Origin of the sequence: Streptomyces sp. ITFR-6, assembly GCF_031844725.1 — a bacterium.
GTDB lineage: Bacteria > Actinomycetota > Actinomycetes > Streptomycetales > Streptomycetaceae > Streptomyces.
In genome coordinates this window covers 3424979-3438005 of sequence record NZ_CP134612.1, presented here as the reverse complement: position 1 = coordinate 3438005, position 13027 = coordinate 3424979, and the positions used below count along the sequence as shown (strand labels likewise).

The following is a 13027-nucleotide window of genomic DNA, read 5'->3' as shown; positions in this document are numbered from 1 at the left end:
CACCCCGCCCCCGTCACCCCTTGCTGACCGCGGCCAGGATCTCCGGCAGCCGGTCCGCGGTCCGGGGCGCCGCCACCCGCAGCCCGGCCCAGGCGATCAGCGCCCCGTACACCGCACCCGCCGGCAGCAGCACCCACAGCCACTCCTGCGCACCCGAGACCCGCAGCCAGATCGTCGCGGCGATCACCGGGGCGCACAGCAGCGCCGCCGAGACCATGCCGCCGAAGATCGACATCCAGGCGAGCCCGGCCTGCCCCGGCGCCACGTTCTTGAACGCGCCGTCCTGCGGGATCGAGTACGGCAGATTCGCGGAGGCCACCGCGCCCGTCGCCAGCATCGCGCCCAGCAGCGCGAACGACAGCCCCATGACCCCCGGCAGCTGCTGCCAGTCCCCGAGCAGCGCACAGGTCAGCACCGTCACCAGGACCGTGTACGGAAGGGTGATCAGCAGCAGGGCCAGTGCCCGCGCCCGCACCTCCAGGTACGCGTCCCGGGTCGAGGAGATCGTCATGGCCACCATCCAGAACGCGGAGGTGTCCTGCCCGAACTGGTTGTACATCTGGATGCCGAGCATCCCGGCGGCGAAGCAGGCGAAGTAGACGGAGCCGGTGCCCTGCAAGGCGTTGAGCAGCGGCACGATGAGCCCGATCGCCAGCGCCGTCACCCACGCCGCCTTGGTCTTCGGGTCCCGGGCCACATAGCGCAGGCTGCGCTGCATCACCGTGCCGGTGCGCCCTTCCGGGAACAGCGCCCAGATGCAGGCGCCGCGCGAGCCGGACTTCGGCCGGTTCGGCTCGGCCGCGGCGAGCGTCGAGCCGTCCGGCGCCGTCATCAGCTTCACCAGGCTGCGCTGCCACAGCCACACCAGCAGGGCCGGCGCCGCCACGGAGAGCAGCAGCTGAACGGCGGCCCGGCCGTACGAGCCCTGGGACGCGGAGTGCACGGAGCCGATGGCCGAAGCGGGCGGCAGCCAGCGCACCACCTCCGCCGCCGGGTCCAGCGCGGAGAGGCCGCCGGCCTGGCCGAGCCGCTGCGCGCCGAAGTTGACGGCCTGGATGCCCACGGCGATCACCAGCCCGCTGAGGACCGCCAGATCGCGGCCCTTGCGGGACGTCAGCAGCCGGCTGTTGGCCGTGGCGACGGCCCGCGCCAGCGCCACGCAGACCAGCAGGGTGAGCGGGGCGGCAAGGACCGCGAACACGGTCGCGCCCGCACCGTGGGCCAGCGCGACCACCGAACCGGCGGTCAGGCAGAGCGTGAACAGCGGGCCGATACCGACCAGCGAGGACGTCAGCAGCGCGGTGATCAGGGGCCTCGGCCGCAGCGGCAGCATCACCAGACGGCTCGGGTCGAGGGTCTCGTCCCCGTCGGAGAAGAACAGCGGCATCACGGCCCAGCCGAGCGCCACCACCTCGGCCAGCAGCACCACGAGCGATTCCGCGTGGGCGTTGCCGCGCAGCGCGATCAGTCCGATGAGCTGGCCCGCGGCGATCAGCAGGGTGACCACGACGGACGCGATGTAGGCGGCCCGCCGCCCCGAGGACTGCCGCAGCCCGTTGCGCAGCAGCGACAGCTTCAGCCGGACGAAGACGGGGACCAGGGCCGTACCGCCCATACCGGCCGGGGCGCCCGCGGCGGCCGCCCGGGGCCCGGATCCCGCCGGGGTGTCGAGCACGCTCATCGGGCACCGCCCAGCCAGTCCAGGGCGTCGCCGTCGTCGCGGCCGCCCGCGCCGACGAGCTCCAGGAACGCGTCCTGGAGCGTGGGCGCGTCCCCGCGCACCTGCTCCAGGGTGCCCTGGGACCTGATGCTGCCCGCCGCCATCACGGCCACCCAGTCGCACAGCGACTCGACAAGCTCCATCACATGGCTGGAGAAGATGACGGTCGCCCCGGAGCGGGTGTAGCGCTCCAGCACCTTGCGGATGGTCTGTGCGGAGACCGGGTCGACGCCTTCGAACGGCTCGTCCAGGAAGAGCACTTCGGGGTTGTGCAGCAGCGCCGCCGCGAGCCCGATCTTCTTCCGCATGCCGGTCGAGTAGTCGACGACCAGTTTGTGCTGGGCGCCCGCCAGATCCAGCACGTCCAGCAGCTGGGTGGCCCGGCTGTCCGTCTCCGGCCCCGGCAGCCCGCGCAACCGGCCGGTGCAGCCGAGCAGTTCACGCCCCGAGAGGCGCTCGAAGAGCCGCAGGCCCTCGGGCAGTACGCCGATCCGGGACTTCACCTCGACCGGATCGCGCCAGACGTCCCGGCCGCCGACCTCGATCCGGCCCATGTCGGGGCGGAGCAGCCCGGTGACCATGGACAGGGTGGTGGTCTTGCCCGCGCCGTTGGGGCCGACCAGACCGATGAACTTGCCCGCGGGCAGCTCCAGATCGATTCCGGCCACCGCCGTCTGCTCCCCGAACCGTTTCCAGAGCCCCTCCACGCGCACCGCGGGCGGTGTCACCCGCGGCGATTCCACGTCGGCCGCCTGCTCTGCCCTGGCTGTCCTGTCGGTGTCGCGCCGGTCCGGCATCGTGCACGCCCTTCGAAGTCCCCGTGTGTGGGGGCCACCCTACGAAAGGCCCTACGAAAGGCCCTGGGAAAGGCTCTACGAAAGGCGGGTCCGGGCGTCGGCCGCTTCCCGGCCGCAGGCGTAGGCGAGCGGGCTGATCAGCTCCTCCACCTCGGGCAGCCAGCGGTTCGCGGTGGTGGGGCGGCGGGCCCACTGCACCGAGCCGCTGCCGCCGACCCGGGTCGGCGGTGCCGTCACGTACTGGCCCTCGCCGCAGCCGCGCAGCCCGATCGCGGGGGCGCTCCAGCCCAGCCGCCGCACCAGCGCGTCCGCCTTGGCGGCGGCGCCCGGCAGCACGAAGAACTGCATCCGGCGGTCGGGGGCGCGGGTGACCGGGCCCAGCGGCAGGCTGAGGCGCTCCATCCGGGCGAGCGCCAGGAATCCGGCCGACTCCGGTACGTCGATCGCGTCGAAGGTGCGGCCGGTCGGCAGCAGGATCGACGCCCGGGGCTGCCGCTCCCACATCCGGCGGGCCGCCGCGGCGCTGCCGGTGGCCAGGTCCGCCCAGTCGGCCCGGGTGGGGTGCGCGCCGGGAACCGCGCACCGGTCCTCGCCGCACGAGCACCGCTCCACCCCGTCGGCCGGCTCCAGCCAGGTGCCGGGGCACACGTCCCAGTTCCGCTCCTCCGCGTACCGCACGGCGGCGTCGAGCAGCGGCTCGGCACGCTGCTGGGGGACCTGTGCGGCTTCCATGACTCCGATGGGCTCTTCCACGCACAGCACAACTCCCGCCGCCAACGGGGGTTACGGGCGTGACGTGCGCGGTTGGGGGCCGCTCCGCTCCCGCATACGGGGCGCATCGATGCATGGGCGGGGGCGCGCGGTAGGCGTCACGGCGAAGGAGGGGTAACCAGATACGGGAATTCCGGCACAGTTCGACTCGCATCTTAGAGCGCTTGCTGTGACGAAAGATGCAAGACGTCGTGAAAGTGACCAACAAGATGAATCGGCGCATTTCTCAGGTATATGTCGGGCAGTGATCCGGCAACGATCACTGCGGCCTCAGGGGGACACACATGGCAGCCAGGCCTCTCGTCGCACGCCAGCCGAACGAACGGCTGCAGGCGCTCATTCAGGAAGCCGGATGCTCCAACGCGGGCCTGGCCCGCCGCGTCAACATGGTCGGGGCCGAACGCGGTCTCGACCTCCGCTACGACAAGACCTCGGTCGCCCGCTGGCTGCGCGGACAGCAGCCGCGCGGCAGGGCGCCGGGGATCATCGCGGAAGCACTCGGCCGCAAGCTGGGCCGTACCGTCACGATCGACGAGATCGGGATGGCCAACGGCAAGAACCTCGCCTCCGGTGTGGGCCTCCAGTTCGCCCCGACGGTGATCGGGGCGATCGAGCAGGTTTGCGAGCTGTGGCGCAGCGACGTCGGCCGCCGCGACTTCCTCACCGGCTCGGCGGTGGCCTCCTCGGCGCTGGTCGAGCCCAGCCGGGACTGGCTGATCAGCGGTGCGGACCCGCAGGTCGCACGGGCGGCCGGGGCCCGGGTCGGGATGCCGGACGTGGAGGCGGTGCGGGCGATGACGGCCGCGCTGGTCGACCTCGACCACCGGTTCGGCAGCGGCCATGTGCGGCCGGTCCTGGTGCACTACCTCAACAGCGTGGTCTCCGGGCTGCTTTCGGGCGCGTACCGCGAATCGACCGGGCGTCAGCTGTTCGGGGCGGTGGCGCGACTCACCGAACTCGCCGGGTACATGGCCATCGACACGGGTCAGCCGGGCCTCGCCCAGCGCTACTACATCCAGGCGCTGCGCCTCGCCCAGGCGGCCGGTGACCGCGCCTACGGCGGCTATGTGCTGGCCGCGTCGATGAGCCATCTCGCGGCCCAGCTCGGCAATCCGCGCGAGATCGCCCAGCTGGCCAGGGCCGCGCAGGAGGGTGCGCGCGGACGGGTCACGCCGAGGGCGGAGGCGATGTTCTACGCCGCTGAGGCGCGCGGCCACGCCCTCCTCGGAGACGCCGGCACCTGCCGCTCCGTGGCGAACCTGGCGCAGGCGGCCCTGGACCGCGCCGACCCGGACAGCGGTGACGATCCCGACTGGATCGCCCACTTCGACCACGCCTATCTGGCCGACGAACTGGCGCACTGTCACCGCGACCTCGGCCAGGCGGAGTCCGCCGCGCGCCGGGCGAAGGAGTCCCTGGACGGCCACCCGGAGTCCCGGGCCCGCCGCCGGGGCATCGGCCTGGCGCTGCTGGCCACGGCTCAGGTGCAGCTGCGCGAGGTGGAGCAGGCCTGCCACACCGGGACGCGGGCGATGGAGCTGCTCGGCTCGGTGCGCTCCAGCCGGGGCGCGGAGTATCTGGAGGACCTCCAGCAGCGGCTGGTGCCGTACGGGGACGAGCCCGCGGTACGGGAGTTCGGGGCCCGCCTGGAGCTTCAGGCGGCGTGAGCGGAGGGTGCGGCCGGGGCCCGCTGCGGCGTCCGGATCGGCGGATCCGCCCGGCCGACCCCTTAACTGCGTCTTAAGGCCGCTGAGTGTTACAGCCGCTGTGAAGGGGTGGTGAGTGAGCTCACGCGCTTGGCGAACGACGGCTGCCACCCGGTAGCGTGAGCCGACGATTCCATAGGTTCACACGTAGGAGTCCCGGTGACACAGAGCGGACAGGGCGACGAGCAGCAGCTCCCTGCTGTACGACCCGCACACGAGGGTGTCGTGCTGCCCGCGGGTGGCGGCGAGCCCTGGACGCCGGGGGCACCGGCGAACCAGCCCGCCCCGGCGGAGGGCCAGCCGTGGGGCCAGCCCTGGGGGCCGCAGGCGCCGCACCAGGACGCCGCGTCGCAGGGCCAGTACGGGCAGCAGGGCGGGCAGCCCGCGTACGGGCAGCAGCACGGGCAGTACGACCAGGGGCAGCAGCAGGCCCCGGCGTACGGCCAGGGCCAGTACGAGCAGGGGCAGCAGGGCCAGTACGAGCAGGGCGGCCAGGGACAGCCGGGCCACCAGAGACCGCCCTACGGCCAGCAGCCGCAACCGCTGCCGCCCGCCCAGCCGCAGGGCCCGTACGCTCAGCCGCTGCCCCCGGAGGCCGTGCCCGGCATGGGCGGGGACTCGGACGCCACGCAGTACATCGCTCCGGTGCCCCCGGGCCCCGCGCCGGGCGGACTGCCGCCGGAGAACCCCGCGGAGTCGACCCAGTACCTGGGCCAGGGCCGGCCGCAGGGGTACCAGCAGCCGCCGCAGGGCGGCCAGGACGCCGACGCGACCCAGTACATACCCCCGGTGCCCGGTGGAGCTCCGTACGGAATCAGGCCCGGCACGCCCGGCGAGCGCCCGCCGCCCGCCGAGTTCGACAACCTCTTCCGCAGCGACGAGCCCGCGGGCGCCACGCAGCAGATGCCCCGATTCGACCCCGCGCAGCAGCGGCCCCCGCAGTACCAGGGCCCCCCGCAGCCCCAGCAGTCGTACCAGCAGCCGCCCCCGTACAGCGGACCCGAGGACGGGTCGGCGGGGGACGGGCGCGAGGAGCGGCGCAAGCGGCCCGCGCACGTCCCGCTGATCGCCGCGGTCGTCGTCGGCTGTGCCGTCATCGGGCTCGGCGCCGGGGCGCTGCTGAGCGGTGGCGACGACGACAAGGACAGCAAGGAGCCGGTGGCCTCGGCGAGTTCACCGGCCGCCCAGCCCTCCAGCGAGGCCGCGCCCGACCCGGCGAAGCCGCAGGCGGAGGAGCTCGACAAGCTGCTCGCGGACAGCAACAACAGCCGGGCCGCCGTCATCGGCGCCGTCGAGAAGACCAAGACCTGCACCAACCTCGACAAGGCCGTGTCGGACCTCAAGGGCGCCGCGAAGCAGCGCCGCGACCTGGTCACCCGGCTCAAGGGCCTCTCGGTCGACAAGCTGCCGAACAACGGCGAGCTGACCGCCTCGCTCACCAAGGCCTGGCAGGCCTCCGCGTCCGCCGACGACCACTACGCCGCCTGGGCCGCGCAGGCCAAGAGCAAGAAGGTCTGCAAGCACGGCAAGGCCCGTACGACCCCGCAGACGCAGGCGGCCAACGTGCAGAGCGGCGAGGCGAGCAAGGCCAAGCGCGAGGCGTCCAAGCTGTGGAACACCATCGCGAAGAAGTACGGCCTGACCGAGCGCGAGGCCACCGCGCTCTGAGCCCGGCGGCGCGGACGGGCGGGCAGGCGGGCGGAAGCTCCCGGCCCCGTCCTCCCGCCCGCCCGTCTCAGCCGGTCGCGCTCGCGTCCGACAGGGTCTTCGTCACATCCACGAAGCCCTTCTTGTCAGCGACCAGCTTGCCGTCGCGCACCACCTGGAACGTCACCTTGCTGTTGACGATGCGCGGATACGAGTCGGAGCCGATCATGTCCTCGTAGCGCCAGCGCAGTTCGGGGGTGAGGCCGCCGGTGTCGACCCGGATTCCCTTGTCGAGGGCCTTGGTGACCTTCCCCGCGGTGATCACCGGCTCGTCCAGCGACTCGATGATCGACTTCAGGGCGGTGTAGGCGATCCACGTGGTCTGCGCACCCGTGTCGTCCGGGTCGATCCGGTTGTCACCGAAGGCGTGCTCGCGGATCACCTGCCGCATCCGGTTCCAGCGGGCGTCACCCGCGTCCGGGTACCAGCCGGTGACGTACGCGCCCTCGAACGGGCTGTCGCGGCCGCCCGTGCGGTCGATGAGCGGCTGGCCCACGCTGCCGAGCACCGAGGAGATGCTGACCGCCGCGGTCGTCGGCGCCAGCCGCCGGAAGGAGTCGAAGAAGGTCTCCGTGCGGTCGCCCAGTACGGCCGTCACGCACCCGCCCGCCGCGCCCGCCCCGGCGAGCGCCTGTCCGGCCGCGCTGTCGTAGGAAGTGGCCGTCTCCGACGCCCGGATGTCGGTCGGCGCGGGCCGGCGGGCCTCGGCGAGGCCGGTTCTGAGGAGCCACGACTGCCCGTCGCCGCCCAGCGTGTCCGGCCGCACCAGCGAGACCCGCTCGCAACCGCGGGCCAGCTGCTTGGCGTTGCCCGCCAGCAGCGCGAACTGGCCGCCGGTCACCGGGTAGGACATATAGCTGCGGAACTCCTCCTCCGAGGCGCCGTACCCGCCGATGTACGGAATCCCGGCCACCTCCAGCGGTGCCATGAACGCCCGCCCGTACCGGCTGTACGAGCCGACGACCGCGACGGCCTTCTCCTCGACGGCCCGGCGGGCGCAGCGGCCCGCGCCGATCGAGGTGTCCTGCTCGTCGCAGGTGACGACGCGCAGCTTGTGGCCGTCGATCTCGCCGCTGCCGTTGATCCAGCGCGCGTACGTCTGCGCCATGGCGGTCATGCCCGCCATGTCGGCGCTGTCCGGGCCCGAGGCGCCGCTCGGCGCCCAGGTGACGACGGTGACGGGCTCCCCGGAGTCCCCCGAGGCCCCAGGGAGCACACCGCAGCCGGTCATCAGCAGGGCCCCTGCCGCCACTGTGCCGATGAGCGGCCTGATAGGGCGGGGAAGGGTGGGGCGCTGCCGTCCGGTCATGGGCCCTGACCCTTCCCGGCCTCGGGTAACACCGGAGTGTGGTCCGTTCAACGCTCGGTGACATCCGGGTGAATTGCAGGGGGCCGCGCGGAAGGCCGGAAAGGGAACGTACGATCGACAGCTGTGCAGCAAGGTTCAGAGAACACTTCCCGTCGCGGCCGTCGCTCCTCCACCATGGGCGGCATGCCGCTCAACGACGTTCCGTGGTGGCGCTGGCGCAGCAACGTGCGCTCGGCGCTGCACATGCTCTCCGACCCCGTCTTCCACCACGAGTGCTGGCTGGCCGGCCGGGAGGGATACGGCGACGTCACCGACGCCGTGTACCGCCTGGTCGAGGACACCTGGCTCGACAACTGGTCCGCCGAGAAATACGTCGGCACGGTCTTCCGGGACTCCGGCGAGGCCGCCCTCGTGGACGTCGCCGTGCTGCGGGTGCTGCGCATCATGCACCAGGTCGGCGCCGACGCCCCGGTCTCCGCCTACCTGGAGCACCACGGCTGGCCGGAGGCCGTCCGGGCCGCCCGCGAGGCCCATGTGCTGCTCGCCTCGAACGACGGCGAGGACCCGGACGTACCGCCGCGCTCGCTGGACGTGCTCCGCATCATGACCAGAACGGCCTGAGACCCGGGCGGTGTGGCACCCTACGGGGATGACCGCGCCGCAGCCCGCTGACACCGTCCCCGAGCAGTACGTCCTCACGCTCTCGTGCCCCGACAAAAAGGGCATCGTGCACGCCGTGTCGAGCTATCTCTTCATGACCGGCTGCAATATCGAGGACAGCCAGCAGTTCGGGGACCACGACACCGGTCTGTTCTTCATGCGGGTCCACTTCTCCGCGGACAGCCCGGTGACCGCGGAGAAGCTGCGGGCGAGCTTCGCCGCGATCGGTGACTCCTTCCGGATGGAGTGGCAGATCCACCGCTCCTCCGACCGGATGCGGATCGTGCTCATGGTCAGCAAGTTCGGCCACTGCCTGAACGACCTGCTGTTCCGTTCCCGGACCGGGGCACTGCCGGTCGAGATCGCGGCGGTCGTCTCCAACCACACGGACTTCGCCGAGCTGGTCGCCTCGTACGACATCCCCTTCCGGCACGCCCCGGTGACCAGGGACAACAAGGCGGAGGCCGAGGCGCGGCTGCTGGAGCTGGTCCGCGAGGAGGACGTGGAGCTGGTCGTGCTGGCCCGCTACATGCAGGTCCTCTCCGACGACCTCTGCAAGCAGCTGAGCGGCCGGATCATCAACATCCACCACTCCTTCCTGCCGAGCTTCAAGGGCGCCAAGCCGTACCACCAGGCGCACGCCCGTGGCGTGAAGCTGATCGGCGCCACCGCGCACTACGTGACGGCCGACCTCGACGAGGGCCCGATCATCGAGCAGGAGGTGGAGCGGGTGAGCCACGGCGTCACGCCGGACCAGCTGGTCGCCATCGGGCGCGATGTGGAGTGCCGGGCCCTGGCGCGCGCCGTGAAGTGGCACGCGGAGCGGCGGATCCTGCTCAACGGCCGCCGCACGGTGGTCTTCCCGTAGGGCCTTCGCTCAACGGCCGGCCTGGCTCACAGCCTGCTGAGCGAGGCCGCCGCGTAGAGCACGTCCTCGATCGCCTCGCGGTCACCGCGCTGACCGGCCGCCGTCTCCACGGGCGGCACATGGCCCGCGAGCAGCTCGCAGAACTCGGTGCCGTCCAGCGCGACCTGCGCCACCGCGTGGTCCGGGGAGCCGACCGCCGCAGGTGAGTCCAGCGGGATGTACCAGTCACCGCCGCCCAGGCCCTCGACCTCCAGATGGAGCGAGCGGCCCGGGGAACCGGCCGTCACCAGATCGCGGGCCGGACCCGCGAGACCGGCCCGCCGCCGCCCGGCCAGAGCGGCGGGCAGCATCCGGGCGGCCAGGTCGATCATCCGGTTGAGATGGGCCGCCGAGGGCGTCTCGTACGGATAGTCCACCGCCCTCGCGATATCGCCGCCGTGCACCCAGCACTCGAACGCGCGGTCCACCAGGGCGTCCTGCAACGGCAGCGCGAAATCGCCGTAGGAGACCGAGAGATCCGATACGCCTCGGCCCGCGAACGACACCGTGCGGATGAGGGTGTGGCTCTGCTCGCGCCACGGCTCACGGATGGCACGGGTCGGCGGCCGTCGCGCCGCCGACCAGTACGTCTCGGTACGGGCGGTCGGCGCGAGGACCGGTCCCGGGCCCCGGCGCGGAACGCCCGGAACACTGTCGGCGAGCGGGTCGTCGAGGCCGAGAGCGGTGCTGACCAGCCCGTCGACCGTCAGGAGGTGGCCGATCACCCCGGCGACCGTCGTCTTGCGGTGGGCCATGCGCTCGCCCTCGAACCACTTCAGCAGCACCGGGGCGTGCCACTCGGAGGTGCCGATGTCACGCAGCAGCGCGTCGAGACGGGCGGTCTCCGCGTCGTACGGCGCCGCCCAGTCGGGCACCGGGATCTCGGCCGGCCGACGGCTCAGGCAGTTGTCCAGCACCCGCGTCCTGAGCAGCGGATCGAGATCCAGGCTGCCGTCGGTGTGCAGCAGCCCGACCGCGTCGCGCAGCCGCAGCGCCTCGTCCGCACAGGGTGCGCACTTCGTGAGGTGCTCCTCCACGGCCTCGGTCTCCTCGGTGGAGCAGGCGGCCAGCGCCCACGCGCCGAGGAGCGCCTTCAGCACCCGGTGCGGCAGCACCAGGGCCGGCCGGGTGGCGGACCGATCCGGTTCCGGCTGCGGCGGTACGGATTCCGGCTGGGGTACGGGTGGTGGCGTCACGTGATCCATGTCGAAGTCGTCCGCCGCGGCCCGCGGGCCCGGTATCCGACGGGCGCCGCGCACCTCGTCGTCCCGTCCGCCGTGCTCGCGCCCGTCACCGGCCGGCCCTTCTCCGTCGCCGGTCACAGCCGCCGCCCGTATCCGGGCGGCGAGGTGTCCTCAAGGGGCCGGGTATGGGCGGTGGAGAGCAGCTGGAGCCCGAGTCGGAGCCGGCGCCGCGCCTCGTCCTCCGTGACCCCGAGGTCGGCCGCGGTCTGCCGGTAGTCCCGGCGCTGTATGTACGCGAGCTCCAGCGCCGCCCGCAGCGGGGCGGGCATGGACGCGACGATGTAGTCGGCACGGGCCGCCGCGGTGGCCCGGCGCACCCGCTCCTCAAGCTCGGCCGGATCCGCGCGGGCCTCGCCGTCCTCCGCGTCCTCGCGGGCCGCCGCGTCGGCGGTGCTGCGGAGCCGGCGCACGGACTGGCGGTGGGTGAGCCGGGCGACCCAGGACCGCATCGAGCCCTGCTTGGGGTCGTAGGCGTCGGGGTTCTCCCACACGTACCCGAAGACCTCCCTGGTCACCAGGTCCGCGGCGCTCTCGTCGTCGAGCATCCGGTGGGCCTGGCTGTGCACCAGCGCGGCGAACCGGTCGTAGAGCTCCCCGAGGGCGGCGGCCTCTCCGCGGGTCAGCCGCTGCTGCATCTTGCGGTCCCAGCGGGGTGGTGCGTTATTGGCCATGAGACCCCCAGCCCTGTGCCCGTGACTCTGTACCCCTTGTCACACCGAATGTAGTCGGCCGCCTGGATCATGCACGACCTTTGCGGCAACTCCGCCCGCGCGAACGCCCTGGATGGTAGGGAATGCGGCCCCCGTAGCGACGGAATCAGACCTGAAGTGATCATGTCTGCCTGAAACCCTGCTGGGCCTTCATGGGGGAGGCGGTGTTTCATGGAGTGTGCCCCGGGGCAGCCGCGAGGAGGAACGCAAACTTCCGGATCGCGAATTCCCCGGAATCCCCGGAACGAGAGGCCCAGTCGCGTGACAAAGCCATCCCCTCCTGGAAACGGCCTTCCGGCTGCCACGAACCACGCGGCCTGGCTCGCCCCGGAACGTTCCCGCAAGCCACTGAGCGTGGCCGAGAGCGAGCAGAGCGGCTGGACCGTACTGCACATACGCGGTGAGCTGGACCTGGTCACCTCGCCGGCGGTCCGCCAGTCCGTCCACGACGCGGTGGCCGTGGGCCGCCACGACGTCGTGCTCGACCTTTCCGAGGTCTTCTTCTGCGACTCCAGCGGTGTCGGCGTGCTGATCGCCTCCCGCCGCCTGATGCGCTCCTGCGGGGGCCGGCTGCGGCTGATCCTGCCCGCCCGGGGCGCGGAGGACGGCTCCCACGTCAACCGGGTGCTCGCGGCGCTCGGAGTACGCCGGCTGTTCGAGGTCTACCCCGACTGGGACTCCGCCGTGGACGACGCGGCCCAGCCGCTCTCGGCCTGAAACGGTCCGTCCGGCGCCGCCGCCGCCCGTCCTGTCACACCGCTGACGCCGGTAAATGACACGTGAACGCCGTGGGCGTCGTACGCTCCCCGCATGGACAGCGCAGAGTATGAGCGCAAGATCGCATTCCGCTTCGCCGCCTTCGACCAGGACGGGAACGGATACATCGATCGCGCGGATTTCGACGCCGCCGCGGCCCGTCTGCTCACCGAGTTCGGTACGACGGCCCGCTGCGACAAGGGCCAGGCGCTCTACAGCGGGGCCGAGGCCTTCTGGCAGGGCATGGCGGGCATCGCGGACGTGGACGGGGACCAGCGCGTCAGCCGTGCGGAGTTCGTCGGCGGCGCGGTGAAACGGCTCCGCGACAACCCCGAGCGGTTCGCGGAGATCGCCCGCCCCTTCCTCCGCGCGGCGCTCGCCGTAGCCGCCCAGGGCGAGGACGGCGGAGCCGCGGTACCGGCCGTGGAGCGGGCGCTACGCGTGCTCGGCGCGAGCCCGGACGCGGCGGCGTTCGGCGCGCAGAGCCTGGACGCCGACCACGACGGACGGGTCGCGGAGGCGGACGCGGTGGCGGCGTTCTCCGCGTACTTCACGGTGATCGAACCCGACGCGTAGCCCTCGGCCGGGGGCGCGCGGGATTTGTGCGCCGGTCTCCTTGGTGCGGGGTTCCGTCCTCAAGCGCCGGACGGGCTTGGGTGGTGCGGGTGCCCCGCGGGGTGCGCCCTGGCCCGGAGGGGCACCACCCCCCACCCACCGGGCAGGCGCACCCCACGACCAAG

12 protein-coding genes are annotated in these 13027 nt (G+C 72.6%); 6 read left to right on the top strand and 6 right to left on the bottom strand.

Features of this window, described 5'->3' with window-relative positions; all coding sequences use genetic code 11:
* Positions 1-13 precede the first annotated feature (13 nt).
* From RLT59_RS15470 to RLT59_RS15460, 3 genes are all read right to left on the bottom strand, one after another.
* Entirely contained in the window at positions 14-1681 is a 1668-nt protein-coding gene (locus tag RLT59_RS15470; RefSeq protein ID WP_311303934.1) for a transporter, read from the bottom strand.
* The gene (locus tag RLT59_RS15465) at positions 1678-2517 is read right to left on the bottom strand and encodes an ABC transporter ATP-binding protein (RefSeq protein ID WP_311303933.1); all 840 of its coding nucleotides are present in this window, start codon (positions 2515-2517) and stop codon (positions 1678-1680) included. Before RLT59_RS15465 ends, RLT59_RS15470 begins: the two co-directional genes overlap by 4 nt.
* Positions 2518-2592: 75 nt before the next feature.
* Positions 2593-3249 (bottom strand): bifunctional DNA primase/polymerase, encoded by a 657-nt coding sequence (locus RLT59_RS15460; RefSeq protein ID WP_311307733.1) that lies wholly within the window; start codon positions 3247-3249, stop codon positions 2593-2595.
* Positions 3250-3572: 323 nt separating this feature from the next.
* Between RLT59_RS15460 and RLT59_RS15455 the strand changes: the two genes are divergently transcribed.
* Both RLT59_RS15455 and RLT59_RS15450 read left to right on the top strand, forming a co-directional pair.
* The gene (locus tag RLT59_RS15455) at positions 3573-4955 is read left to right on the top strand and encodes an NsdA family TPR-like regulatory protein (protein ID WP_311303932.1); all 1383 of its coding nucleotides are present in this window, start codon (positions 3573-3575) and stop codon (positions 4953-4955) included.
* Between the two features lie 198 nt (positions 4956-5153).
* On the top strand, positions 5154-6662 hold the full coding sequence (locus RLT59_RS15450) for a hypothetical protein (RefSeq protein ID WP_311303931.1): 1509 nt from the start codon (positions 5154-5156) through the stop codon (positions 6660-6662).
* Positions 6663-6729: 67 nt separating this feature from the next.
* Here RLT59_RS15450 and RLT59_RS15445 read toward each other — a convergent pair whose 3' ends face one another.
* Positions 6730-8010, bottom strand: a complete 1281-nt coding sequence (locus RLT59_RS15445; RefSeq protein WP_311303930.1) for an ABC transporter substrate-binding protein — start codon at positions 8008-8010, stop codon at positions 6730-6732.
* Between the two features lie 174 nt (positions 8011-8184).
* Between RLT59_RS15445 and RLT59_RS15440 the strand changes: the two genes are divergently transcribed.
* Positions 8185-8631: an SCO4402 family protein gene (locus RLT59_RS15440; protein ID WP_267008006.1), complete on the top strand. Its 447-nt coding sequence runs from the start codon at positions 8185-8187 to the stop codon at positions 8629-8631.
* A gap of 28 nt (positions 8632-8659) precedes the next feature.
* Positions 8660-9538 (top strand): formyltetrahydrofolate deformylase, encoded by an 879-nt coding sequence (gene purU / locus RLT59_RS15435; RefSeq protein WP_311303929.1) that lies wholly within the window; start codon positions 8660-8662, stop codon positions 9536-9538.
* Between the two features lie 26 nt (positions 9539-9564).
* Here the strand turns inward: purU and RLT59_RS15430 are convergent, their stop codons facing one another.
* Both RLT59_RS15430 and RLT59_RS15425 read right to left on the bottom strand, forming a co-directional pair.
* Positions 9565-10899, bottom strand: a complete 1335-nt coding sequence (locus RLT59_RS15430) for a maleylpyruvate isomerase N-terminal domain-containing protein (protein WP_311303928.1) — start codon at positions 10897-10899, stop codon at positions 9565-9567.
* Positions 10896-11492: an RNA polymerase sigma factor gene (locus RLT59_RS15425; protein ID WP_311303927.1), complete on the bottom strand. Its 597-nt coding sequence runs from the start codon at positions 11490-11492 to the stop codon at positions 10896-10898. The genes RLT59_RS15430 and RLT59_RS15425 overlap by 4 nt, the downstream gene beginning before the upstream one ends.
* 387 nt (positions 11493-11879) lie before the next feature.
* Between RLT59_RS15425 and RLT59_RS15420 the strand changes: the two genes are divergently transcribed.
* Complete coding sequence (locus tag RLT59_RS15420) at positions 11880-12248, top strand: STAS domain-containing protein (RefSeq protein ID WP_073733163.1); 369 nt, start codon at positions 11880-11882, stop codon at positions 12246-12248.
* A gap of 93 nt (positions 12249-12341) precedes the next feature.
* Entirely contained in the window at positions 12342-12863 is a 522-nt protein-coding gene (locus RLT59_RS15415; RefSeq protein WP_311303926.1) for an EF-hand domain-containing protein, read from the top strand.
* Positions 12864-13027 lie beyond the last annotated feature (164 nt).

Coding starts and splice junctions, on each gene's coding strand:
- RLT59_RS15415 (WP_311303926.1), top strand. CDS start 12,342: ATGGACAGCGCAGAGTATGAGCGCAAGATCGCATTCCGCTTCGCCGCC.
- RLT59_RS15425 (WP_311303927.1), bottom strand. CDS start 11,492: ATGGCCAATAACGCACCACCCCGCTGGGACCGCAAGATGCAGCAGCGG.
- RLT59_RS15460 (WP_311307733.1), bottom strand. CDS start 3,249: ATGGAAGCCGCACAGGTCCCCCAGCAGCGTGCCGAGCCGCTGCTCGAC.
- RLT59_RS15455 (WP_311303932.1), top strand. CDS start 3,573: ATGGCAGCCAGGCCTCTCGTCGCACGCCAGCCGAACGAACGGCTGCAG.
- RLT59_RS15440 (WP_267008006.1), top strand. CDS start 8,185: ATGGGCGGCATGCCGCTCAACGACGTTCCGTGGTGGCGCTGGCGCAGC.
- RLT59_RS15470 (WP_311303934.1), bottom strand. CDS start 1,681: ATGAGCGTGCTCGACACCCCGGCGGGATCCGGGCCCCGGGCGGCCGCC.
- purU (WP_311303929.1), top strand. CDS start 8,660: ATGACCGCGCCGCAGCCCGCTGACACCGTCCCCGAGCAGTACGTCCTC.
- RLT59_RS15445 (WP_311303930.1), bottom strand. CDS start 8,010: ATGACCGGACGGCAGCGCCCCACCCTTCCCCGCCCTATCAGGCCGCTC.
- RLT59_RS15465 (WP_311303933.1), bottom strand. CDS start 2,517: ATGCCGGACCGGCGCGACACCGACAGGACAGCCAGGGCAGAGCAGGCG.